Raw genomic sequence first — 23143 nt, forward strand, 5'->3', positions numbered from 1 at the left:
GCGGGTTACAACCCGTGAATTTACTACTACTTCGGCTATTATTTTTATACATTGTTAGCCACTGGCATTTATCCAACTGTTAATATTATCACCTTTGAATTATCAGTCAATTTCTCCAAATTCTCGGAGATAGCTTTTATTCCTTCCAATTCGGCTTTTGCAAATTCAGGGTCAGAATCCTCAGAAAAATCTTTATTAAATTCAATTAGTTCTTCAGTTGTGATATTAACCGAATTAAGCTTTTCTAAATATAACTCCTTAAGTTTATATGTAAAAATTATCGTTGATATTCCACGTTTCTCAGAAATCCAATTGGCAATAGAGTCATGTTCGCTGTCAAGTATATTAATCTCCTTTTTCTCTTGTAAGAAAATCAATAGATTGCCAAATACATAGCCTGACCAATCAAAGTCCTTTAGTTTTTCTGAGTTGGAATCAAGAAATGTCCAAAATTCGTCAATCTTTTCTTTTTTAAACAATCCTTTTTTTACTGTCTTGACCTCTGATTTCTCTTTTAATTCGTCAAGTTTATTTGTTTCTATAATCCTAAATTCTGCTATTGCTGACATAATTAATTATTTTATTTCACTATCAAGTAATTCTTTATAGCTATTTGCTTTTTTAACCGAATCAATCCATTTAGGAACAAAGTCATTAGTATTTATTTCGTCTAATCGTTCTAACATGAAAGTCCTTAAATCGTCAAGTGTTACTTTCTTATTTTCTTGAATGAAACTAAGTTCTACTTTGAATACATTTGGCAGAAATCGAAAAAAGTTCCGCCAAAAAGAAACAGGTGGTCTTCTATCAACTACCTTAAATACATTTCCCTGACAATCACAAAATTCTTTATCCTTGTAATACTGTATAAATAAATCCTCTTGGTTGGTATAAATAAATTCGTCAAAGAGCATGTAAACTGTTAAATCATCCTCTTTGTCCCAGTTTTTATCGGATATGTTTATCATCGGATATTTAATGCTCATTTTTTGCAGTATGTTCTTTTTGCTTGTGGCTAACGCCACTGTATAAATTCGTGGCTGATTAAAAGTATAAAAATTTGCGTTAACTAACGAGGCAATCCGCAGGATTGCTTACTAGATTAAATTCTTATAGGTAAGTCAATCCTTATCTTATGGATAAAGCAAGAGAGTTCAGGTAGTTTTTGTCATATTTTTTATTGTTACGAATAACCGCAAATAATCGATGAATGAGTTTAGACCGAACCGCATTTAAAACTAGCATTTTATTTTTTCCCTCTTCCACTTTTCTAGTGTAGTAATCTCTTAATTCCCCATCAACCTGGATGGCTGAAAGGGCTGCCATATGAAAGACTTGCTTTAATTTTTTATTAGCACGTTTAGAAACTCTTGCTTTGGTTTTTAAACTGCTACCAGACATAAATTGAAAAGGAGCTACACCAGCGTGACAAGCGAACTTTCTTGGGTCTGAAAAGTCTTTAAATCCTCTGGTAGCCACAATAGTTTGTATTGCTGCTTGTGTTCCTATTCCAGTTATTGAGGTAGATAGATTAAACTGATGCTTTAGATTATCATCGTCAGTTATGAGGTGATCAATCTGATCCTGTATGGATTTAAGCTGCAAGACCAGCGTTTTAATAATAGCCTTATATCGTTTGACTTTGTTTTTGTAGAAAGAGTCAGGGACATGTCCTTTTTGATCTTTGATTTGAGCAGTGTATTTAGTTTTGTCTGTTAAGATTAAATCTCTTTCATTTAATAAAAATTTGAGTTCTTCAATAACTTCATCATCTCTATTATATAATTTCACTAAGTCTTTAAATCGGAAAGCATAAATGGCTATTTTTTCAGAATCAATTTTATCATTTTTAGATCTAGAGATACCCGAACGGTGTTTGATCTGAGCAGCATTTTCAATCCACAGATCAATAGCCATAGCTTTACAAGCTTCAACTAAGGAGAAAATATAAAGTCCGGTAAACTCTGCACAAACCAAGCTGTTTTCAATATCAAAGCCATTTCTTTTAAGTGACTTTAAATGTACAATAATACTTTTAGAGTTGTTTTTACAAACTGAGTGATTGAGTTCACCATCTGTGTTTAAAGTAGTAATGTCAATTTTAGCTTTGCTAATATCAATACCAATAAAATTAGAATAATTCATAGATTTACTTTTAAGGATGAAACATAAAGGGATTAAGTACACTCCTAATGACCTTAATAGTCGAGACTAATATCTTATTGAGGTTTTGAGTACTTAAAAAATAGAATAGTACCTATAAGGATTCTAGATTTTATCTAGCGGATTGACTGGTTTACTATTCTACCTCCTTTCTTATTATAATACAATATCGTAAATCTAAGGTGCGGATTGACGGGCTTTCTACAAAGAGCAGAAGTCGCAATCACCTACTAAACAGCCATGATTTATAGCCCCTATGTAAAAGCATAAGTCCTTAACAGCTAACTTCTTAAATTAGGGTTGGAGAACAAAAATTAAAAGAAAGGAGCAAGGACTTATGAAGACTAAAGTTAATGATTTTTCAGGAATGAATATCTATGCAGGAATAGATGTTCACAAAAAGAGCTGGTCAGTCACTATTCTAGTAGATGAACAGGAGCATAGAACATTTAATCAACCACCAAGTGCAGAAGTACTATACAAGTATTTAAACAAACATTTCTCAGGGGCTAGCTATCATAGTGCCTATGAAGCTGGCTTTTGTGGTTATGGACACCATCGTCAACTGCTGGAACTAGGAATTGATAATATGGTTATCAATCCAGCTGATGTACCCACGACTGGTAAGGACAAGGCAGGAAAGACCGATAAAGTAGATAGCCGCAAGATTGCAAAAGGCCTTCGAAACGGGAGCCTGACTGGTATCCATATATTTGATGAATCGGGTCAGGACCTACGGAGCTTTGCCAGGATGAGGCATAATATGCAGAAAGATTTACGCAAAGCAAAGCAACGCATAAAAGTGTTTCTCAATTTTAACACCATTACTGTTCCTGCGCATCTTGATGATGATAATTGGAGTAAAGCTTATGAGACCTGGCTTGAAGAGGAGGTTAAGTTCTCTACTGAAAATGCACGGACTGCTTTCGATTTTATGTTGGCCAACTATCATTATCAAAAACAGCAAGTAAGACAGATAAGCAAGGAACTTAGAGCCTACTTTCGCAAATATCATAAACAAGATTATTTCCTACTGCGGACTATTCCCGGTATTGGTCCATTGTCAGCCATTGCCATTATCAGTGAAGTGGGAGACATTAATCGATTTGCTAATGTCGATAAACTCAGTAGTTATGTTGGATTACTACCGCTGACCAATAACAGTGGAGAAACTGAAAGAGTAGGAGGCATGAGTTATAGGTGTAATAATTATCTACGCACTATTCTAGTAGAAGCCTCATGGCAAGCCATCAGAAAAGATCCTGCCATGTTGCTCTACTACAAAAAGCACGCAGCCAAGGGGAATGGAAAGCGGGCTATTGTGAAGGTGGCTGCCAAGTTGCTCAATAGAATCAGATATGTATTAAAAAACAAAGAAGAATATGTGTTGGGCGTAGTAAAGTAATAAATTCTAATGAAAATAATTTTTAACCAATTATAAGACAATTAATGAAAGAGGTGATCGCAAAACATTCGTTGCAATGCTTTTTTGAAAGTAGTTGCATTTATAGCATGCGACCCTCTTTACATAAATAAGACATTACAGGGAAATACGAAGAAGCAGTGCTTTTATCGCAAATAGCAGCATGGTCTTATAATTTCATACACACAGCGCAAAACCGTTGACAGTGGATAAGTTGGCATCCCAAGGGCCCTGCCCAAAACTTACCCACAATCAACAGTTTCAACAATGACAGTAGTGATTTGAAATAAATAGTGTAAATTTATAGAGCAGACCTCCTAATTATAGTTGGCTGGAACTCTTATGGCTTTTCATAGCACAGGATGTTGGCGGTAGTTTTTTATTTTTTAATAGTCGTATTCAGCAACATAAATGAGTATTCTTTTCCTTCGTCAATTAAGTCACCAGATACTTTTATTTTATGATTGGATGTCAATTTTTTCTCATCTGATTTCTCGAGAAAAAGCACGATGATTTTTCTTTTTTCTCCTTCGTATTCGATTTCTGTCGAAATGTAATGGTGTCCACCGTCAGCACCATTTGATAAAACCTTATAGTCGGTCAGTTCCGCTTCAAACGGTTTGGATTTTATCATTTCAGAGTTCAATAAGTATTTGGTGTCACCTGGTTTATTTTCGTAAAGCCAGTTTTTCCGCTTAAGAAGTTCCAGTGTTGAGTCAAAATCCACTTCATCATCAAATTCCATTCCTAGTTCGTTCCGAATATCAATGTAAAATCCTGCCCCGTTATGGTTTTTCAGATACTCAATTATATGTTGCTCTTTAGCTGTCATTTTAAATTACCGCCAACGTTAAGAATATAGAGCGTTGGGCACTTCAGGGCTCAAAGCTATCAATTCCCAACATATTTTCTTAAATATAATCATTTTCAATTTTAGCACTATCTGCCCAATGAACTATATTTAGTGTTATGCATTTTTCTATTCTCTGCTATTTCTTGTTTTTTGTTGCATTAAAATATCCTACCCATAAGGGAAGTAATATAGCCAATGTTCCAAATAGAATTACAGGAACTGAAACACCTTTAATTATTGCATATATTATGGATAATAGAGAGGTCGCTGTTAGTATTAGCAGTACTGGCAAGACCCACTTTCGTTCAAAAAATGACTTTTCTTTTATTATTTCATTTGCATTCGCATCATTATATTTTCTAAGGACTTCATCAAGACTCTTGCAGTAAATGTCAAAACCCAAGGGGTCACAAAAATTTGAGTTTGCAAGGATTTTAAATTCTCTGCTGTCTTTAAACTTTATTCTTAGTTTTGTGCCCTCAAAATTTTCAATTTGATAGTTTTGAATTCCATTGAAGTCCACTCTTCGATTGAATGTCGATAAGTTAAGGTCGGTAAAAGAATCTTGAATTATTGCAGAGCCCTCTTTTCTAAAGCCTCTCTTTTTAACCCAGAAAAACAAAATTGGTATAGAGAATGAAATAATCAAAGCTATTATCACTCCTAGAGATTTAATGAATATAAATGTTAGAATCATTAAGCACGCAAAAATCAAAGCAGTTATACCGAATATTTTAAGGATGTAGTTTGTGTCGGTATATTCAAAGTTGTATTCTTTCATTGTTGTATTTCTGTCCATGCGACATTATGCATAACGCCACTGTATAAATTCGTGGCTGATTAAAAGTATAAAAATTTGCGTTAACTACCGAGGCAATCCGCAGGATTGGCTTATTAAATTAATTCTTACCCAATAAATCAATCCTGCAGATTGACGGGCTATCTACAAAGAGCCGAAGTCACAATAACCTACTTACAGCCATGATTTATACAGAATGTTGTGCCCAGTTTTCTTTTATATTCTTGGTTTTTAAAATCCATATTAACATTCCCAAACAAAGAAGTCCAAAGCAAATGATTGCAATTGCTGCTATTGAATGGTTTTTTTGATAGTCAGAATGATTTACAATTATCTGTCCGTTAGATTCTATTTGATAAACATTATTTGTTGGGCTTTTATCAGAGGAGTCGTAGTAAAATATTGTTATTTGTTTCCCTTGGTTTAACTGTTTCTGTAATTCATAATAGGACTGCTTAGGGTTAAAGGTTCCAAACAACTTGTCATGTTCTTTTAATTTAATTCCAAAATAATCTTGGTCAGTGTAGGTAAATGGTACAGCTCCTACCTTTTTATTATCAGTTACAATTTGAGTTAATTCAATAGTCCCTGTCAATTTGTGTGTGTCGTCTAGATTTCTCGTCTGGTTATCAATTAGCATCTTGAGACCCAGAATTGACATCACCAGTCCAAGTCCACTAAGACTTATTAATGCAAGAATGTTTTTTAATATGGTTTTATTCATTTTTTAATTGGGTACAACAAGTGAATATAGTCACCCCCCGGTGACTATATATCTATTATACATTTCTAAACTTACTAATAAATTAATTGAAAAAAAAGACCTTAATAACTGACTTAAATAAACTATTCAGCCATTAACCGTAGAATTAAACGTTTATTAAACGTTTAACTCTACGGAAAAATATTACTCCAAAATCTCTTGAATAGGCTCACCAGTGGCGCCATTTGGCAGGGAAGTCCCCAAAATGTGAGCCAAGGTCACTGCTATATCGTCTATATTTTGTCTTTTGTAGGATGTTCCGCTTTTGATGCCGGAGCCATACCAAATCAGTGGCACATGAGTATCATAAGCATAGCCTGTTCCATGGGTAGTGGCTGAGCGAGTTTGGTAAAACCAGCCTGGTTCTAATATTAACAACACATCTCCAGAGCGCTTAAAATTATAACCCATTTGCAAAGCCGCAGCTTTATGTTGTGTAAATTGAGTGCTTTGCATATCGGTAGCCGAATAAGCTTCTGCTACTCCTTCTAATTTTAAAGCTTCATTAACCATGAATTTTCTGATGGCATCTAACTCAATATTCATTTCAGTTATTAAATCATGATTTAAGAAAAACTGCTCATTGGAAAAATCTTCAATCCATTCGCCTTCACCAAATTTCTGATTTAAAGCATTACTCATATTTTTCACATAGGCTTTGCCATCATAATGATCCGCAGGAATTTTATTGGCTTGCAAATATTCAGGTACTTCCGCACATCCGTGGTCAGAAGTCACAAAAATCAGATAATTACCTTTGCCCACTTTCTCATCTAAGTGTTTGAACAACCGGGCTATCTCTTGGTCTAATTTGATGTAAGTATCTTGCACCTCCACCGAGCGTGGACCAAATCCATGACCGATATAATCTGTTGAAGAAAAGCTAAGCGCTAGAAAATCAGTAACATCATCTTTCCCCATTTCTTCTCCTTCCAAAGTGGCAATAGCCAAATCAGCCAAAATAGTGTTCCCATAGGCGGTATTCGGCAACAAGCTAAAGTTTCCATTTTCTGCTCTTAAAGCTTTCAAATTATAAGGAAAAATGGGTTTCTTTTTACCTCTTACCATCATTTCATAAGGCATATCATCTGCAGTGGATTCAGTATAGTCTGCCAAAGGCATTGAAAGCTCCCATGTTTGGTTTAAATAATCATCCGCCAGATTACGGTTATTGAAATCTTGCAGCCAAGTCGGTAATCTCTTTTTTCCATAATAACTACTGCTTACAAAATGTCCATTGCTTTTATCATACCAAAAAGAACCCGTTGGGTTATGACCAGCTGGCAAAATTGACCCTCTGTCTTTAATGGAAATCCCTATTACTTTTGATTTGAAATTGGTAGCCAGTCCTAACTCATCCGTAATGGTGCTGCTCAACATTCTGTGTGGCGACATTAAGCCAGCCTCAGAAGTAGAACCAATGGTATAAACAGAAGTATCTTCTGCGCAATACACAGAGGTTCTGATATTTTTATCATACCAATTATTGGCGATTATTCCATGCGTAGCTGGTGTAGTTCCGGTATAAACTGACGCATGACCCGGGCCTGTAAAGGTTGGGATATAGTTGTAGTGAGTGTTATGGTTATAAAATCCATCCGAAATCAATCTTTTAAAACCATCTTCTCCAAAATTATCAGCATAACGCTCAAAGTAGTCATGGCGTAGCTGGTCAATCACAATTCCCACCACCAATTTAGGCTTTTTTACTTTTTCTTCTTTTTTCTGAACCGCTTGGCAAGAAAATAAAATCAATAGAGCCAAAGCTCCGCTAAAATATCTCATCATTGAAATTGAATTATAATTTTTTGCAAATTAAAAATTTGAACCGAGTTATGATAGGAATTTAAGATTAAGGTTATGTGAATAAAAAAAAAGCCCTTAGCTCCCAAAGGCAGAATTCAATATTATTAAGTTAAGAAGATTTCTATTTTTCGCTTTAGCGAAAAACCTTTTGTTTTCTTTTATATCTCTTGTGGTAAAAAAATCTTTGTTAATGTGGACTAACCTCAGCAAATTTCTACCACAAAAGAAACAACAGAACACAAAGTAAAATATCCAAGGTTATTTTACAGGATTGTATTAAAAGTTAAGGCTTGAAAGCTTAACTTAATAGCATTGAAGGGAATTGGATAGTCTCACAGATTTGGCTTAGCAGAAAACTACAATTTTCATCAATATTCTTTGTGAATTTAAACCAAAAAATTGATGGAGTGGCTCTGGAATTCGCTTCGGTCTGACGGTTTTCCACCGTCTAATCGCTCTGCAGTCTTGCCTAAACTACGATCAAAATCCTGTGTGTACACCCTTTAGGCATTAGGGGCTGGCTGGCGTTAATCACAAGCAGTTTCAAGATAATCATCAAAGTTTAGTCCTTCTTTGAATAAAACTCTTCCGTTTTTATCAAAATAAGCAATTACTATATAGTTGATTTCTGACAGTCTTCGTTCGGCTATCCAGTAGAGCTCACCTTTACTTTCATGAGCTTGCAGCTCGTTGAAAATAGATGGAATAATTTCCTCACCTAACTGATTGAGCACTCCATATCCTGCGCTTCTTCGGATGATATAAAATGGTTCTTCTGCAAATACCACTCTTTCCCAAGTGTCTAAATCTTCATACAGATATTCATTTTGGTAAATATTCAATATTCCGATTTCTCCTTCCTCCTCTACTATGGCAGTCGAATCATTAAAATATTCAATGGATTCAAAATCTGCATTCAGTAAAATTTCGGAGGAAACATCGCTTATTCCTACTAAATCATCTTCCTTGAAAATATATAAGGAATCTTTGAGAAACTCTTCCAATTTACTTTGAGAATGAGCAGGGATGATTTTCAAGCTATCCACTATTAAAGCTCCAAACTTTTTATTTTGCAAAATTGGAATCAAACCATTTTGAAATGCTCCAAAAGCCTCAGCTTTTTCAATTTTAATTTCATTGCCGGCAGAATCAATTAATTGCTTCTTCTTATTTTGATGGATTTGAATCAATTGGGGAGTTAAGATATTGATATCGAGTTTTTCGCCTTCTTTTATTTTTCTTCCAAATCCATTATATAACTTGAAATATCCTTTATCATTGGAAATTTCCACAAAGCGTATTTGATCCGCAGATTCTGAAAAAGCAACATTATAATTCTTCAAGATTCTAAAGGATTCCTCTCCTTCTAATTGGATTTTTTTACCTGATTGAAAAAGCAGAGATTTAGCGGAGTCCTGAACTGTAAATGTTAACCAGCCATTAAAAATTCTTATCGAATCATATTCAAATTTTGGAAATCCTTTTAATCCATTATTAAAAACTGACCAAAGACTATCTTTTTGCAACGCTAATACACCTGATTTAAATTGATAGTCATCTAACTCCTCTTCAAATAAAGAATTTCTATTTTCATCTAAAACACTAATATTACCATCTTTTTCCTTGACCCAGAAATTGTCAAAATAGTCAAATCTAGCTTTCTCTAAAGGAAAAATAACTAGTGCCTGATTATCAATAATGGTTTCATAATCATTTGAATATAACCTGATATATTGCTCACCTAACCAATCGTAATCATCATAAAGAAAGCTTAATGATTTTAAATCATCTTTAGCTACTTTTTTGAAATCAGCTGAAGAAGCAATCGCCATATCATCTCCTTTTTTGAAAAAGAAAATACCTTCTTCTTTCCAGACACTGTCAACCGGCTGTTTTAAAATAGGCTCCCCCAAAATTGAAACCAATTGCCATCCCTCAAATTCTTTTTTTGCAATATGAAACTTATCCAATGCTAGGAAAGCTAGCGCTTTTAGTTTCAACTCTTCTTTTAAGCTGTAATGAATCAAGTTTTGCTCACGACCGAAATCATTTATTTCAAAAAATCCCGAAGTCATATAGTCAATAGACTTGATTTTTAATTCCTCTATTTTTTTACCGTTTTTTAAATATGCATGGATCTCATTATTATGATTACTTAAAATGTACGGATTCTTGATAAAAAAGCAAGAATCCGTTATCACTTGATCAAATTGAAAGGACAATAAGCTTTCTTCCTCCAAATTATAGAAATAGTAAAGGCTATCTTTTTTATGAGCCAGCAATTCGGGCACACGCTCTTCATAATTCAATCCATTTAGAATTGATAGTGCTGTTTTAGAAGCCTCAAACTTCTCATATTGATCGATGAATCGTTTATAATCTGAAGATTCAGCTCCAGCACTTATTATATTTAAAATTATTTTAGCCGCTTCTTCAGCAAATGATGTTTGTGGTCTTTCTTCCACATATTCAATATATTTACTAAGTGCTTTATTTTGGGTTTTCTTCTCGTAATAAAGTGTTTCAAAAACATTTCGTGCCTTTTGAGCTTGAGGTGCATCAGGATATTTCTTGAAAAACTCACTAACTGCCTGAGTAGTATTTTGTGCTATGGCATCTTCATAAGCAACCTGATTTCTTAATTCAATAGCTCTCTCTTCAAAAGTTAAATATTGATAATTGGTGAGATAATGATTAAATGATTCTTCTTTATTTTTGGATAACGCTCTCTCAAATGCCAAACTATCAATAATTAAAGCTTGATTCACTACATCTAGACTATCGAAGCCATTTTTTGCTAATTTTTCAGTGCTTTCATCATTAAGCTTAGGAAAAGTATCGCTCACGGATTGGATATAAAGGTGCGCTGAATCTACTGCATCAAAAGACCAGACTGGATGGCTGTAATATTTGGCCAACATAAATTGAGCGGCAGGATTTTTAGAATTCTTTTCCACCGCCTTATCAATTCGCTGTTTAGCCTTTGCCATTTCGTTTTTCTCCAAAAATTTATCCGCCTTTAGTACTTTATAAGCACATCCAGATAAGAGTGAAATGGCAGTAATTGTAAATAGAAAAATTAATAGTTGACGCATACACCTCATGATATTCGCTTAGAGCGTCTTAAAAATACTCGACAAAGTTATAAATAATATTAAAGCTTATGGAAGGTTTGATAGCAAACTGAAAGAATTAATAAGTGAAATAAATAATGTAATTGCCAATTGCCGGCTAAATAGTATATTGCGCATTGTTTTTAGGCAGGTATAAAACTATGGATAAAATAGCCATTATAGATTTAGGCACGAATACTTTTCACTTACTCATTGTAGAAGTTAAAGATGGGGAAGAGAAAATTATTCATAAAGAAAAAATTGCAGTTAAGCTTGGTGAAGGTGGGATAAGCGAAGGCAACATCAGCAAAGATGCTGAGGAACGGGCTGTAAAAACCATGCTTTATTTCAAAGATAAAATCAATGAAGAGAAGGTAGATCAAGTATTTGCTAGTGCAACTTCTGCTATGCGTAATGCAAGCAATGGAACGGAAGTTATGCAAAGAATCCACGATGAAACAGGGATCTCCATAGAGTTGATTTCTGGACTAGATGAAGCAAAATTTATTCATAAAGGAGTTAAGAAAGCTTTAGAAATTGGACCTGAACCAGCTCTAATTATGGATATTGGAGGCGGTAGTGTTGAATTCATTATCTGCAACGAGACTGAGGTTTTCTGGATGCAAAGTTTTGAGATTGGTGCTCAAAGATTATTGGATAAATTCCATAAACACGATCCCATCTTACCAAAAGACATTGAGAAGCTTGATGATTTCTTAAGAAAAGAATTAGCTGATCTCAAAGTGAAAATGGACATTTACCAACCTCATCATCTGATTGGTTCTTCCGGCACTTTCGATACTTTGATAGATATTAACTACCTACAAAAAGGAGATGATAAACCTGAGGATGTTGCTTTTTCACTTTCTCTTGAAGATTTCGATCGTATGTTCAATGAAATCATCCAAAAAACTAGAGAAGAAAGAATGGAAATCCCCGGCATGATTGAAATGCGTGTGGATATGATAGTAGTAGCCGTTTGTTTAATTCAATTCCTGATTGAAAACAATGAGTTTATTGATATCAAGGTATCCACTTACGCGCTTAAAGAAGGTTTATTGGATGCCATTATATCAGATGAATTAAAATTATCATAATGAGTCCCTACAATTACAAAGCATTACAAAATTTCGTAAAAGAGGTATTCAGTCAAATGGGTTGCCCTGAAAATGAAGCTGCGGAAGCATCTGAAGTTTTGGTTAATGCAGATTTACGCGGAGTAGATTCTCATGGTGTGGCTCGTTTGCATGGTTATATAAGACTATGGGAAGAAGGCAGGATTAATGCAAAACCCAATATTAAAATCGTGCATGAAACGCCCAGTACTGCAGTAGTTGATGGAGATAAAGGCTTAGGGTTGGTAGTAGCGCCATTTGCCATGCGAATCGCCATGGAAAAAGCAGAAAAAGTAGGTACTGGCTGGGTATCGGTTAAAAACTCCAATCATTATGGGATAGCCGGCCACCATAGTATGATGGCCTTAGATAAAGATATGATTGGGTGGTCGATGACGAATGCAAGCCCTTTAGTTTCCCCTACATTTTCAAAAGAAAGATTATTGGGTACTAACCCGATTTCCATTGCTATCCCCACCAAAAACCAACCTCCTTATGTAGCGGATTTTGCGACTACTACTGTTGCGAATGGCAAACTAGAGGTTCTAAAAAGGAAAAATGAAAAAGCTCCTTTAGGCTGGGTACAAGATAAAGATGGAAAAGGAACAACTGACGTAGATGCTTTGAAGAAAGGTGGTAGTATGCTGCCTTTAGGTGGTTCAAGAGAACACTCAGGTCACAAAGGATATATTCTTGGTTCTATTGTAGACATCTTCTCTGCAGTACTCTCAGGCGCAAACTATGGTCCTTGGGCTCCTCCTTTCGTTAGCTTCTTGCCATTGAAAGAAAACCCTGTAGGTGAAGGCTTAGGTCATTTCCTAGGAGCGATGAGAATTGATGCCTTCCGACCTGCCGAAGACTTCAAATCACATATGGATAATTGGATTAAAACTTTCAGGAATGCTGAAACAACCGGTGAAAACGATAAAGTACTAATTCCTGGTGATCCGGAAAGAGAAATTAGTGAAGAGAGGAGAGCAAACGGAATACCGTTATTGCCAGCAGTGGTTGAAGATTTAAGTGAAATCGGTAAGAAATTCGACTTGAACTTTCAAGACTATTTTAATTTACCACAATAACAAAAGAATACAAAAGGACAGCCCAAGGCTGTTTTTTTTTTACCACAAAGGAACCAAAGATAAATCACAAAGTTACACAGAGGCTTTCATAACTTTTCCCAAAATATCTAGAGAATTCCTCTAAGAAATAATCAGAAACTTAAAAAAAGTATAACTAAAGCATCTTATGAAAAAGAAATAACCATCATTACATGTTTTATTTTTGCGCTCTTAGTGATAACCTCTGTGTCACTCTGTGGTTAAAGTAAAAGTAGTCTTTGACTACCTTTCTAGTTCCAAAAAACCTAAATAGCAAAGCCTACTCGTAGGACAAAAGGAGATCCATAAGGTGAGCGGCCAGGATAATGTAGCAAATTATATAGCGCCATCACGGTCACACCTGCTCTGTTTCCTAATGGTTGAAAATAACCCCCACCAATGAAATATGCGGGGACCCATATTCTACTTAAATCAGAAGACGGTGTTGGTCTAAAATCCCTATTAATATTCTCATATTCAGTATACCCAAAAAGTTGATTGGAAAAATTATATCTACCAAATAATTTACCGCCATAAATATTGGTTTCATAATCGCCTACTTGGCTATTTCCTCTGATTCTAAAGTACTGGTAGATTACTCCAACCCCTGCTGATAGCTTATCATTTATCATATAACCAGCAATGGGTGATGCCTCTATGTGAGTGTAGCTCCCAAATTGGAGTCCAAAATTTCCTCCAAAGTATAGTCGGTCTACAAATCCAGAACTTTCGTCCACATACTTCTGGGCAGAAACAGTTTGATCTGAGAAAGCAATCAAAACAGTAAAAAGGGAGAAAAATGTAATGAGATTTTTCAATGTTATTCTTTTTCGACAATAACGAAAAGATCTTCGGATTCTTTTTTCATGAGATATCTTTCTCTGGCAAATTTCTCGAGCAATTCATCATCACTCAAAAGCCCTTCCCTATCCAGTTCGACATCCTTTATCATTTCTTGATAATATTCTTTCTCCTTCTGCAAATCACTATACCTTGAGGCAAGCCTCCATTGAGAAATCAAATCATTACCATCAATGAATAGCATCCAAATCAGGAATACGGCACCTGCTATGAAGTAAAAATTCTTAAATATTTTTGGAATCCTATCCATGATACTCATTACTACTATTGATACTTTAAATGTAATATAAAAAAATGTAATCGCCTAAAAACCTGAATTCGATTCAAATTTAGGTAAAAAGTAAAAAGGCTATTGGCGAATACACCAATAGCCTTCTTATGGAATTATATAATATTAGAAGTTAATGCCAGGGAAATACGCCATTTCGCCTAATTCTTCTTCAATTCTTAACAATTGATTGTATTTCGCCATTCTATCAGAACGAGAAGCAGAACCAGTCTTAATTTGACCAGAACCCATTGCAACCGCTAAATCTGCAATGAATGTATCTTCTGTCTCTCCAGAACGGTGAGAAATGATATTTTTATAGGAAGCTTTATCTGCCATTCTGATGGCATTGATTGTTTCTGTTAAAGTACCAATTTGGTTTACTTTAATCAAAATTGAGTTTCCAATTTTCTCATCAATTCCTCTTTGTAATCTCTTAGTATTGGTAACGAATAAATCATCCCCCACTAACTGAACAGTTCTTCCGATTTCACGGGTTAGTTTTTCCCATCCTTCCCAATCATCTTCTTGCATTCCATCCTCAATAGAAAGGATTGGATATTTTTCTGTCCAGGTTTTCCAATAAGCAACCATCTCTTCAGATGTTAGCTCATCACCCGTACTTTCAAATACATATTTCTTTTTGCCTTCGTCATAGAATTCAGAAGCTGCTGCATCTAAAGCAATAAAGATATCTTCACCTGACTTGAAACCTGCTTTTTCAATAGCAGTTAAAACTACTTCAATAGCTTGTTCATTTGATTCGATATTAGGTGCAAATCCACCTTCATCACCTACGTTAGTGGATAATCCTTTGCTTTTCAATACTTCTTTCAAGTGATGAAAAACCGTAGTCCCCATTCTTAATGCCTCCGAAAATGACTCAGCATTAACAGGCATTACCATGAATTCTTGGAAATCAATTTTATTATCAGCATGACTACCACCATTCAAGATGTTCATCATAGGAACTGGTAAAGTATTAGCATTTACTCCGCCAATATATCTGTAAAGTGACTGACCTGAAAGTTGAGCAGCTGCTTTTGCACATGCCATAGAAACGCCTAAGATAGCGTTTGCACCTAGCTTTGCTTTATTTTCAGTTCCGTCTAATTCTATCATTATTTTATCGATAAGGTTTTGCTCAAATACAGAAAAACCGATTAGTTCTTCTGCAATAGCGCCATTAACATTATCAACAGCTTTCAAAACCCCTTTTCCCATGAAAATGGATTTATCCTTATCTCTTAATTCTACAGCTTCATGAATTCCAGTACTAGCTCCAGATGGAACAGCAGCTCTGCCGAAACCACCATTTGAAGTAAATACTTCTACTTCTACTGTAGGATTCCCTCTTGAATCCAATATTTGTCTTGCGTGAATGTTCTCTATTATACTCATAGTTTTATTAGTTGATTAGTGAAATGAATTGGTCGAATAAATATCTTGAATCATGTGGACCGGGAGATGACTCTGGATGATATTGTACTGAAAACACCTTTTTGTCTTTCATCCTTAATCCTTCAACCGTATTGTCATTTAAATTCAAATGTGTGGCTACAACCAAATTTGATTTCTCAACATCTTCTGTGACAATACTAAATCCATGATTCTGGGACGTAATTTCGCTTCTTCCAGATTCAGTATTCAAAACAGGTTGATTCAAACCTCTATGCCCATTGTGCATTTTAAAGGTCTTAATTCCGTTTGCCAATGCAATTAACTGATGCCCAAGACAAATACCAAATAAAGGCTTACCACTTTCAATTATTTGTTTACTATTATTAATAGCATCTGTCATCACCCCTGGATCACCAGGGCCGTTTGATAAAAAGTACGCTTGTGGATTCCATTCTTCGGTTTGTTTAAAATTATAATTTGAAGGAAATACTTTACATCTAAAACCACGCTGTACTAATTGCTTTAAGATGCTACTTTTAATACCATAATCCATTACAGCTAACTTAGTACCATCTTCTTGCCCTAATTCAAAAGGTTCCTTGGTAGTAACATAAGACGATAGCTCAAGACCTTCCATTGAAGGGACTTTAGCTAATTCTTTCTTTAGTTCATCTATGTCTGTAATTTCAGAAGAAATAATAGCGTTCATAGCACCCTTGTTACGAATATGTCTTACTATTTTGCGTGTATCAACATCACAAATTCCAGGTATTTCGTGCTTAATAAGATAATTATTAAGATTATCTACAGCTTGACCTCTACTATAATCATCCGAAAAGGCATTGATTACCACACCGAAGATTTTTGGGCTGTCTGATTCAGATTCGTCAGGATGAACACCGTAATTACCAATGTGAGCATTAGTATTCACCATAATCTGTCCGTAGTAGGAAGGGTCAGTGTATACTTCTTGGTAACCCGTCATTCCAGTGTTGAAACAGATTTCACCACCTTTAGTACCTGAAAAACCGATTGATTTGCCATGGAAGACAGTTCCGTCTTCTAAAAGTAAAATTGCTTTGTTTTTGTTTTTATACTTCATCAGATATCATTCTGAAATTGAAAATGAAAAGGAGCTATATTTTAATCGAGACAAAAATAAATAAAAAAAAAGGGATTGAATAAATATCCAATCCCTTTTATTAATTCTATTTATAGAAAGATTATTCATCTCCCTTTTTCTCATCTGCTTTATCGTCAGATTTTGTTTCTTTATTCTCATCCTTAGGAGCATCCTCTTTCTTAGCCTCAGCTTTTGGAGCTTCCTCCTTTTTTGCCTCTGCTTTTGGAGAATCGTCTTTCTTAGCTTTTTTAGGAGCTTCTTCCTTAGTCTCTTTTGTTGTACTTTCAGTCTTAGCTGATGCAGATTTAGAGCTACCACCTCTACGGCTTCTTCTAGTAGTTTTCTTCTCTTTCTTATCTTCACCACCTAATAACATCTCATTATAATCAACTAACTCGATCAATGCCATTTCAGCATCATCCCCAAGTCTAGATCCTAATTTGATAATTCTGGTATAACCTCCTGGTCTGTTAGCGATTTTAGTAGCTACTTCATCAAAAAGTTCTTTAAGTACTTCTTTATTTTTCAAAGAAGAGAAAACAATTCTTCTATTGTGAGTAGTATCCTCTTTTGATTTTGTCAATAAAGGCTCAACATACTTCCTTAAAGCTTTTGCCTTAGCAACAGTAGTTGTAATCCTTTTAGAAAGGATTAAAGAACCTGCCATGTTTGACAACATAGCGTTTCTATGGGAAGCAGTTCTACTTAAATGATTAAATTTCTTACCGTGTCTCATTGTCCTTATTCTTCGTCAAGTTTGTATTTGGATAAATCCATTCCAAAGGTTAACCCTTTATCAGCTACCAATTGCTCTAGTTCAGCTAAAGATTTCTTACCGAAATTTCTAAATTTCATCATGTCAGAAATTTCAAGTGCTACCAAGTCGCCTAAAGATTTAACATCAGCAGCTTTCAAGCAATTGTAAGCTCTTACGGAAAGATCTAAATCATTTAGAGCTGTTTTAAGTAATTTGCGCATATGCAACATTTCCTCATCTACAGCTTCTGGCTCATCAGATCCACCTGCATCCAATACCATATTTTGATCAGAAAACAGCATAAAGTGTTTGATCAAGATATTTGCAGCACCCTTCAATGCTACTTCAGGATGAATACTACCATCAGTTTCAATATCCAAAACTAATTGCTCATAATCAGTTTTTTGTTCTACCCTTGTATTTTCAACGCTATATTTAACGTTTTTGATTGGGGTAAAGATTGAATCGATAGCAATATAATCAGCCACCTGATCAACTAATGTGTTTTCCTCAGAAGATACATATCCTCTTCCCTTTTCGATAGTTAATTCTATCTCAAAATTAATTGATTCATCCATGTGGCAAATCAATAATTCAGGATTTAAGATTTCATAAGCAGTAGTGAACTTGTTAATGTCACCAGCTTTGAACTCCTTAGTATTTTTTAGAGAAATATTAATCTTGTTATCAGCAACTTCTGAAATCTTTTTAAACCTTACCATTTTGAGATTTAAGATTAATTCAGAAACATCTTCCACTACACCTTCTACTGCAGAAAACTCATGCAATACACCAGGGATTTTAATACCTGTTATAGCATAACCTTCAAGTGAAGATAACAAAATTCTTCTTAGGGCATTACCTACTGTAACACCATATCCTTTTTCTAATGGTTTGAATGTAAAAAGCCCGTGAAAATCATCTGCTTTTTCCATTGCAACCTTTTCAGGCATTTGGAATGCTAAAATGGACATATTATAAAATTTCTTTAAATTAACTGATTATTTTGAGTACAACTCGACAATTAGCTGCTCATTGATATTCTCTGGAATATCTTCTCTTTGAGGAATATTTACGAATTTCCCTGACATTGAAGATTTGTCGAATTCTATCCAAGAATATTTTGATACTGTATTAGATGAAAGACTATTAGTAACAGCTTCAAGAGATTTAGATTTCTCTCTAACACCAATTACATCTCCTTCTTTCACTTGGTAAGATGGGATATTTAAAATTTCTCCATTTACCAAAATATGTTTGTGACCTACCAATTGTCTTGCCGCTCTTCTAGTAGGAGCAATTCCTAATCTAAATACAACGTTATCCAATCTGCTTTCCAATAATTGAAGTAAAACCTCACCAGTAATACCCTTCTTTCTTGAAGCTTTATCAAATAGGTTAGCAAATTGCTTTTCTAATACACCATAAGTGTATTTAGCTTTTTGCTTTTCCATAAGCTGTACAGCATATTCAGACTGTTTTCTACGTCTTCCTCTGCCGTGTTGCCCAGGAGGATAAGCTTTTTTGGATAATGCTTTACTTGCACCAAAAATTGGTTCATTAAACCTTCTTGCTATTTTGGATTTTGGTCCTTTATATCTAGCCATTTTCTTTAATTACTTAAACGATGAATTAAACCCTACGTCTTTTAGGTGGACGACATCCATTATGAGGTAATGGAGTAACATCTTTAATCACCGTTACTTCAATACCTGTATTCTGTATAGTTCTGATAGCAGAATCTCTTCCTGCTCCAGGACCTTTTACAAATACTTCAACCTTCCTAAGACCTAAATCATAGGCGGTTTGTGCAGCATTTTGAGCTGCAACCTGCCCTGCATATGGAGTGTTCTTTTTAGAACCTTTAAATCCCATTTTACCTGCAGACGCCCAGGAAATTACCTGACCTGTAGAGTTTGTTAATGAAATAATGATGTTATTGAACGAAGCTCTGATGTGAGCTTGGCCTATAGCCTCAACATTAACAACTCTTTTTTTAGCTTTATCTTTTCTCTTTTGAGCCATGATCTAATGATTACTTAGTAGCTTTCTTTTTATTTGCAATAGTCTTCCTTTTTCCTTTACGAGTACGAGAGTTATTTTTAGTTCTCTGCCCTCTCAAAGGAAGCCCTTTTCTGTGACGTAAACCTCTGTAACATCCGATATCTAACAATCTTTTGATGCTCATTTGAACCTCAGATTTTAGTACACCTTCTGTTTTAAAGTTTTCACTTATGACAGTTCTAATGCTATTCGCTTCGTCATCAGTCCAATCACTTACTTTTTTATCAGCATCAACACCAGCCATTTCTAATATCTTTGCTGATGAACTTCTACCAAGACCAAATATATAGGTCAAGGAAATAACTCCCCTTTTATTATCAGGAATATCTACTCCGGAAACTCTTGCCATAATTACCCTTGTCTTTGTTTGAAACGTGGATTCTTCTTGTTGATCACATAAAGCTTACCGTTTCTTCGGACTACTTTACAATCAACACTTCTCTTTTTGATTGAAGCTTTAACTTTCATAATCTTTTTATTTGTACCTGTATACTATTCTACCTTTTGTTAAGTCATAAGGAGACATCTCCAATTTCACTTTATCTCCAGGAAGAATTTTAATATAATTCATTCTCATCTTTCCTGAAATATGAGCTATAACCTCATGACCATTACTTAATTCTACACGAAACATAGCATTTGATAATGCTTCTGTTATTGTTCCATCTTGCTCTATTGAACTTTGTTTTGCCATAATTATTAATTAAGCTACCGCTGTTCTTTGTGATGAACTACCTTTTACTTTACCTGATTTCATCATTCCTTCATAATGACGCATCAATAAATAACTCTCAATTTGTTGCAAGGTATCAAGAATAACACCAACCATAATGATTAGTGAAGTTCCACCAAAAAATTGAGAGAATTGAGAACCAACTCCAGCTCTAGCTACAAATGCTGGTAATATTGCTATTAGTGCTAAATAAATAGAGCCAGGTAAAGTTATTTTTGTTAAAATATTATCTATAAAATCAGAAGTTTCTTTTCCTGGCTTAATGCCTGGTACGAAACCACCATTTCTTTTCATATCATCTGCTATTTGACTAGGATTAATCGTAATAGCTGTATATAAGAAAGTAAATACTATAATTAATAAAGCAAATGTTAAGTTATACTGCCAACTTTGAAAGTCAGAAAAAACATTCCCAATATAAGCTGCAGTGTCACTGTCATCAGCCCATAAATTTGCTAATAAAGCAGGAAGGAACATTAAAGATTGAGCAAATATGATCGGCATTACACCTGATGCATTCACTTTTAATGGAATATATTGACGTTGACCGCCATAAACTCTTCCACCTACCACTTGTTTAGCGTACTGAACAGGTATGCGTCTCGTAGCTTGAACTAACATTACTGTTACCATCACTACAAAGAATAGTGCCACTATCTCAAGAATGAAGAATAATAAACCACTCATTCCTAATGAAATAGCTTCAGCTACTATTGAGCCTGGGAAACGAGATATAATTCCTATCATAATCAACATAGAAATACCGTTTCCAATACCCTTATCTGTAATTTTCTCACCTAACCACATACAAAAGATTGTACCAGCAGTTAAAACAATTACTGAAGTAAAGGTAAAGAATGTCTGACTCATCATAATTGCTTCACTTGGAATAGTTCCGGCAACATAACTCACACCTTGTACAAATGTGATAGCGATGGTCAATACTCTTGTAATTTGTGTAATTTTCTTTCTACCAGATTCGCCTTCTTTTTGCATTTTCTGGAAGTATGGGACAGCTACAGTTAATAACTGAATCACAATACTTGCAGAAATATAAGGCATTATACCTAACGCAAAGATGGATGCGTTTGAAAACGCTCCACCTAAAATGGTATCTAATAGACCGAATATACCCTGGGCATCCCCTGATAATTTAGAAGGATCCACTCCAGGCAAAACTACAAAAGAGCCTAAACGGAAAATAATTAAAAACCCAATGGTATTTAAAATTCTATCTCTAAGCTCCTCTATAGAGAAAATATTCTTTATGGTAGAAAAAAAACGATTCATATTATATTTTTGATGCAGTTCCTCCAGCTTTCTCGATTGCTTCTAATGCAGTTTTTGAAAATGCATTAGCAGTAACATTCAATTTAGCCTTTAAGGTTCCGTTCCCTAAAATTTTAACCAAGTCATTTTTAGCAACAAGTCCTTTGCTTTTCAATAAATCCAAATCAATGGTGTCAACACTATACTTCTCTTGAAGTATTTGAAGATCACTTAAATTGATAGCTTTATAGCTTACTCTATTGAAATTATTGAAACCAAATTTAGGAACTCTTCTTTGCAATGGCATTTGTCCACCTTCAAAACCTTGTTTTGAAGAGTAACCACTTCTAGATTTAGCACCTTTATGACCTCTTCCTGCAGTACCGGCAGCACCAGATCCCTGACCTCTACCAATACGCTTTCTATCTTTAATAGAACCTTCTGCTGGTTTTAATGTATGTAATTTCATCTTATCCTTCAGTTACATTAACTAAGTGATCTACTTTCCTCAACATTCCTTCGATTTGAGGAGTTGATTCTTTAGTCACAGTTTTATTAATTCTACCTAATCCTAAAGCTTGTATTGTCAACTTTTGGTCTTTAGGTCTTCCTATTACACTTCTGATTTGTGTTACCTTTATTTTCTTAGCCATCGTAATTACCCGTTAAATACATTAGAAAGTGCAATTCCTCTATCTTTGGCTACTGTATAAGGATCTCTTAATTTAAGTAGCGCATCAAAAGTAGCTTTCACTACGTTGTGTGGGTTAGATGAACCTTTAGATTTAGCTAAAACGTTATGAACACCAGCACTTTCGAATACAGCACGCATCGCACCACCTGCAATTACACCAGTACCTGGAGAAGCAGGCTTCACTAATACGAAACCACCACTGTATTTACCAATTTGTTCGTGAGGAACAGTACCTTTAAGAATAGGAACTTTTACCAAATTCTTTTTAGCATCATCAATTCCTTTAGTAATAGCATCCGTTACCTCATTGGCTTTACCCAATCCATAACCTACAACACCATTACCATCTCCCACAACTACGATTGCAGAGAAGCTAAATCTTCTACCACCTTTCACAACCTTAGCAACCCTTTTAATGGCTACTACCTTCTCTTTCAATTCGATTTCGCTTGCTCTTACAGATTTTATATTACTCTGAGACATATTTTTAGAATTTTAAGCCACCTTTACGAGCACCGTCAGCCAATGCTTTTACTCTACCATGAAATCTGTAACCACCCCTATCAAAGACAATTGCTTTGATACCAGCATCTTTTGCTCTTTCAGCAAGCGTTTCGCCTACTTTAGAAGCCGTATCGATGTCAGCATTACTTTCAGCTCCAAGTTCTAAAGAATTGGCAGCAACTAAAGTATGACCTTTTAAATCATCGATTACTTGTGCATAAATGGCACGGTTACTTTTAAATACCGTCAAACGAGGTGTTTCGGCAGTTCCGGAAATCTTTCTACGAATTCCTAATTTAATTCGAGCTCGTCTATCTTGTTTACTAATAGCCATTTT

Annotated in this window: 27 protein-coding genes; 3 read left to right on the plus strand and 24 right to left on the minus strand. The window is 34.9% G+C overall.

The features are described from left to right. Positions 1 to 68: 68 nt before the first annotated feature. From QYS49_RS18400 to QYS49_RS18410, 3 genes are all read right to left on the minus strand, one after another. The gene (locus QYS49_RS18400; RefSeq protein WP_308349452.1) at positions 69 to 569 is read right to left on the minus strand and encodes a hypothetical protein; all 501 of its coding nucleotides are present in this window, start codon (positions 567 to 569) and stop codon (positions 69 to 71) included. A 6-nt stretch (positions 570 to 575) separates the two neighbouring features. Then, positions 576 to 986, minus strand: a complete 411-nt coding sequence (locus QYS49_RS18405; RefSeq protein ID WP_308349453.1) for a hypothetical protein — start codon at positions 984 to 986, stop codon at positions 576 to 578. 142 nt (positions 987 to 1128) lie between these two features. Continuing rightward, the gene (locus QYS49_RS18410; protein ID WP_308347325.1) at positions 1129 to 2145 is read right to left on the minus strand and encodes a transposase; all 1017 of its coding nucleotides are present in this window, start codon (positions 2143 to 2145) and stop codon (positions 1129 to 1131) included. A gap of 355 nt (positions 2146 to 2500) precedes the next feature. On the opposite strand from QYS49_RS18410, the gene QYS49_RS18415 reads away from it, so the two are divergent. Next, positions 2501 to 3568: an IS110 family RNA-guided transposase gene (locus QYS49_RS18415; RefSeq protein ID WP_308349454.1), complete on the plus strand. Its 1068-nt coding sequence runs from the start codon at positions 2501 to 2503 to the stop codon at positions 3566 to 3568. A 397-nt stretch (positions 3569 to 3965) separates the two neighbouring features. Here QYS49_RS18415 and QYS49_RS18420 read toward each other — a convergent pair whose 3' ends face one another. The 5 genes from QYS49_RS18420 to QYS49_RS18440 all read right to left on the minus strand — a co-directional run bounded on the left by QYS49_RS18420 (position 3966) and on the right by QYS49_RS18440 (position 10902). Beyond that, the gene (locus tag QYS49_RS18420) at positions 3966 to 4418 is read right to left on the minus strand and encodes a hypothetical protein (protein WP_308349455.1); all 453 of its coding nucleotides are present in this window, start codon (positions 4416 to 4418) and stop codon (positions 3966 to 3968) included. A 157-nt stretch (positions 4419 to 4575) separates the two neighbouring features. Further along, the gene (locus QYS49_RS18425) at positions 4576 to 5238 is read right to left on the minus strand and encodes a hypothetical protein (protein ID WP_308349456.1); all 663 of its coding nucleotides are present in this window, start codon (positions 5236 to 5238) and stop codon (positions 4576 to 4578) included. Between the two features lie 187 nt (positions 5239 to 5425). Then, the gene (locus tag QYS49_RS18430) at positions 5426 to 5962 is read right to left on the minus strand and encodes a hypothetical protein (protein ID WP_308349458.1); all 537 of its coding nucleotides are present in this window, start codon (positions 5960 to 5962) and stop codon (positions 5426 to 5428) included. A gap of 183 nt (positions 5963 to 6145) precedes the next feature. After that, entirely contained in the window at positions 6146 to 7789 is a 1644-nt protein-coding gene (pafA, locus tag QYS49_RS18435; RefSeq protein WP_308349459.1) for an alkaline phosphatase PafA, read from the minus strand. A 545-nt stretch (positions 7790 to 8334) separates the two neighbouring features. After that, positions 8335 to 10902, minus strand: coding sequence for a hypothetical protein (locus QYS49_RS18440; RefSeq protein ID WP_308349460.1), 2568 nt, complete (start codon positions 10900 to 10902; stop codon positions 8335 to 8337). A 179-nt stretch (positions 10903 to 11081) separates the two neighbouring features. Between QYS49_RS18440 and QYS49_RS18445 the strand changes: the two genes are divergently transcribed. Together QYS49_RS18445 and QYS49_RS18450 are read left to right on the plus strand one after the other, a co-directional pair. Then, positions 11082 to 12017 (plus strand): Ppx/GppA phosphatase family protein, encoded by a 936-nt coding sequence (locus QYS49_RS18445; RefSeq protein WP_308349461.1) that lies wholly within the window; start codon positions 11082 to 11084, stop codon positions 12015 to 12017. After that, positions 12017 to 13114, plus strand: a complete 1098-nt coding sequence (locus QYS49_RS18450; protein ID WP_308349462.1) for an Ldh family oxidoreductase — start codon at positions 12017 to 12019, stop codon at positions 13112 to 13114. The genes QYS49_RS18445 and QYS49_RS18450 overlap by 1 nt, the downstream gene beginning before the upstream one ends. Before the next feature lie 284 nt (positions 13115 to 13398). On the opposite strand, the gene QYS49_RS18455 is transcribed toward QYS49_RS18450, so the two are convergent. The 16 genes from QYS49_RS18455 to rplR form a co-directional block, all read right to left on the minus strand. Further along, complete coding sequence (locus tag QYS49_RS18455) at positions 13399 to 13950, minus strand: hypothetical protein (protein ID WP_308349463.1); 552 nt, start codon at positions 13948 to 13950, stop codon at positions 13399 to 13401. Positions 13951 to 13952: 2 nt separating this feature from the next. Next, positions 13953 to 14243 carry an FtsB family cell division protein gene (locus QYS49_RS18460; protein WP_308349464.1) on the minus strand — a complete coding sequence of 97 codons (291 nt, stop codon included), beginning with the start codon at positions 14241 to 14243 and terminating at the stop codon, positions 13953 to 13955. Positions 14244 to 14387: 144 nt separating this feature from the next. Next, positions 14388 to 15662 (minus strand): phosphopyruvate hydratase, encoded by a 1275-nt coding sequence (gene eno, locus QYS49_RS18465; RefSeq protein WP_308349465.1) that lies wholly within the window; start codon positions 15660 to 15662, stop codon positions 14388 to 14390. 7 nt (positions 15663 to 15669) lie between these two features. After that, positions 15670 to 16764: a glutamine-hydrolyzing carbamoyl-phosphate synthase small subunit gene (carA, locus tag QYS49_RS18470; RefSeq protein WP_308349466.1), complete on the minus strand. Its 1095-nt coding sequence runs from the start codon at positions 16762 to 16764 to the stop codon at positions 15670 to 15672. Positions 16765 to 16885: 121 nt separating this feature from the next. Beyond that, positions 16886 to 17521 carry a 50S ribosomal protein L17 gene (gene rplQ, locus QYS49_RS18475; protein WP_308349467.1) on the minus strand — a complete coding sequence of 212 codons (636 nt, stop codon included), beginning with the start codon at positions 17519 to 17521 and terminating at the stop codon, positions 16886 to 16888. 5 nt (positions 17522 to 17526) lie between these two features. After that, positions 17527 to 18516: a DNA-directed RNA polymerase subunit alpha gene (locus QYS49_RS18480; RefSeq protein WP_308349468.1), complete on the minus strand. Its 990-nt coding sequence runs from the start codon at positions 18514 to 18516 to the stop codon at positions 17527 to 17529. Positions 18517 to 18543: 27 nt separating this feature from the next. Continuing rightward, a complete protein-coding gene (rpsD, locus tag QYS49_RS18485) occupies positions 18544 to 19149 on the minus strand; it encodes a 30S ribosomal protein S4 (protein ID WP_308349469.1) in 606 nt (201 codons plus the stop codon). Between the two features lie 25 nt (positions 19150 to 19174). Further along, complete coding sequence (rpsK, locus tag QYS49_RS18490) at positions 19175 to 19567, minus strand: 30S ribosomal protein S11 (protein ID WP_308349470.1); 393 nt, start codon at positions 19565 to 19567, stop codon at positions 19175 to 19177. A gap of 10 nt (positions 19568 to 19577) precedes the next feature. Continuing rightward, positions 19578 to 19955: a 30S ribosomal protein S13 gene (gene rpsM, locus QYS49_RS18495; RefSeq protein WP_308349471.1), complete on the minus strand. Its 378-nt coding sequence runs from the start codon at positions 19953 to 19955 to the stop codon at positions 19578 to 19580. Between the two features lie 2 nt (positions 19956 to 19957). After that, on the minus strand, positions 19958 to 20074 hold the full coding sequence (ykgO, locus tag QYS49_RS18500) for a type B 50S ribosomal protein L36 (protein WP_013455173.1): 117 nt from the start codon (positions 20072 to 20074) through the stop codon (positions 19958 to 19960). Positions 20075 to 20081: 7 nt separating this feature from the next. Next, positions 20082 to 20300, minus strand: coding sequence for a translation initiation factor IF-1 (infA, locus tag QYS49_RS18505; protein WP_013455172.1), 219 nt, complete (start codon positions 20298 to 20300; stop codon positions 20082 to 20084). Between the two features lie 9 nt (positions 20301 to 20309). Beyond that, positions 20310 to 21629, minus strand: coding sequence for a preprotein translocase subunit SecY (secY, locus tag QYS49_RS18510; RefSeq protein ID WP_308349472.1), 1320 nt, complete (start codon positions 21627 to 21629; stop codon positions 20310 to 20312). Position 21630: 1 nt separating this feature from the next. Further along, a complete protein-coding gene (gene rplO / locus QYS49_RS18515) occupies positions 21631 to 22077 on the minus strand; it encodes a 50S ribosomal protein L15 (RefSeq protein WP_308349473.1) in 447 nt (148 codons plus the stop codon). 1 nt (position 22078) lies between these two features. Next, entirely contained in the window at positions 22079 to 22261 is a 183-nt protein-coding gene (gene rpmD / locus QYS49_RS18520; protein ID WP_308349474.1) for a 50S ribosomal protein L30, read from the minus strand. 5 nt (positions 22262 to 22266) lie between these two features. After that, the gene (rpsE, locus tag QYS49_RS18525; RefSeq protein WP_013455168.1) at positions 22267 to 22785 is read right to left on the minus strand and encodes a 30S ribosomal protein S5; all 519 of its coding nucleotides are present in this window, start codon (positions 22783 to 22785) and stop codon (positions 22267 to 22269) included. Between the two features lie 4 nt (positions 22786 to 22789). After that, positions 22790 to 23140, minus strand: a complete 351-nt coding sequence (rplR, locus tag QYS49_RS18530; protein WP_308349475.1) for a 50S ribosomal protein L18 — start codon at positions 23138 to 23140, stop codon at positions 22790 to 22792. Between the last annotated feature and the right edge of the window lie 3 nt (positions 23141 to 23143).

The organism is Marivirga salinae (assembly GCF_030503855.1).
Lineage (GTDB): Bacteria > Bacteroidota > Bacteroidia > Cytophagales > Cyclobacteriaceae > Marivirga > Marivirga salinarum.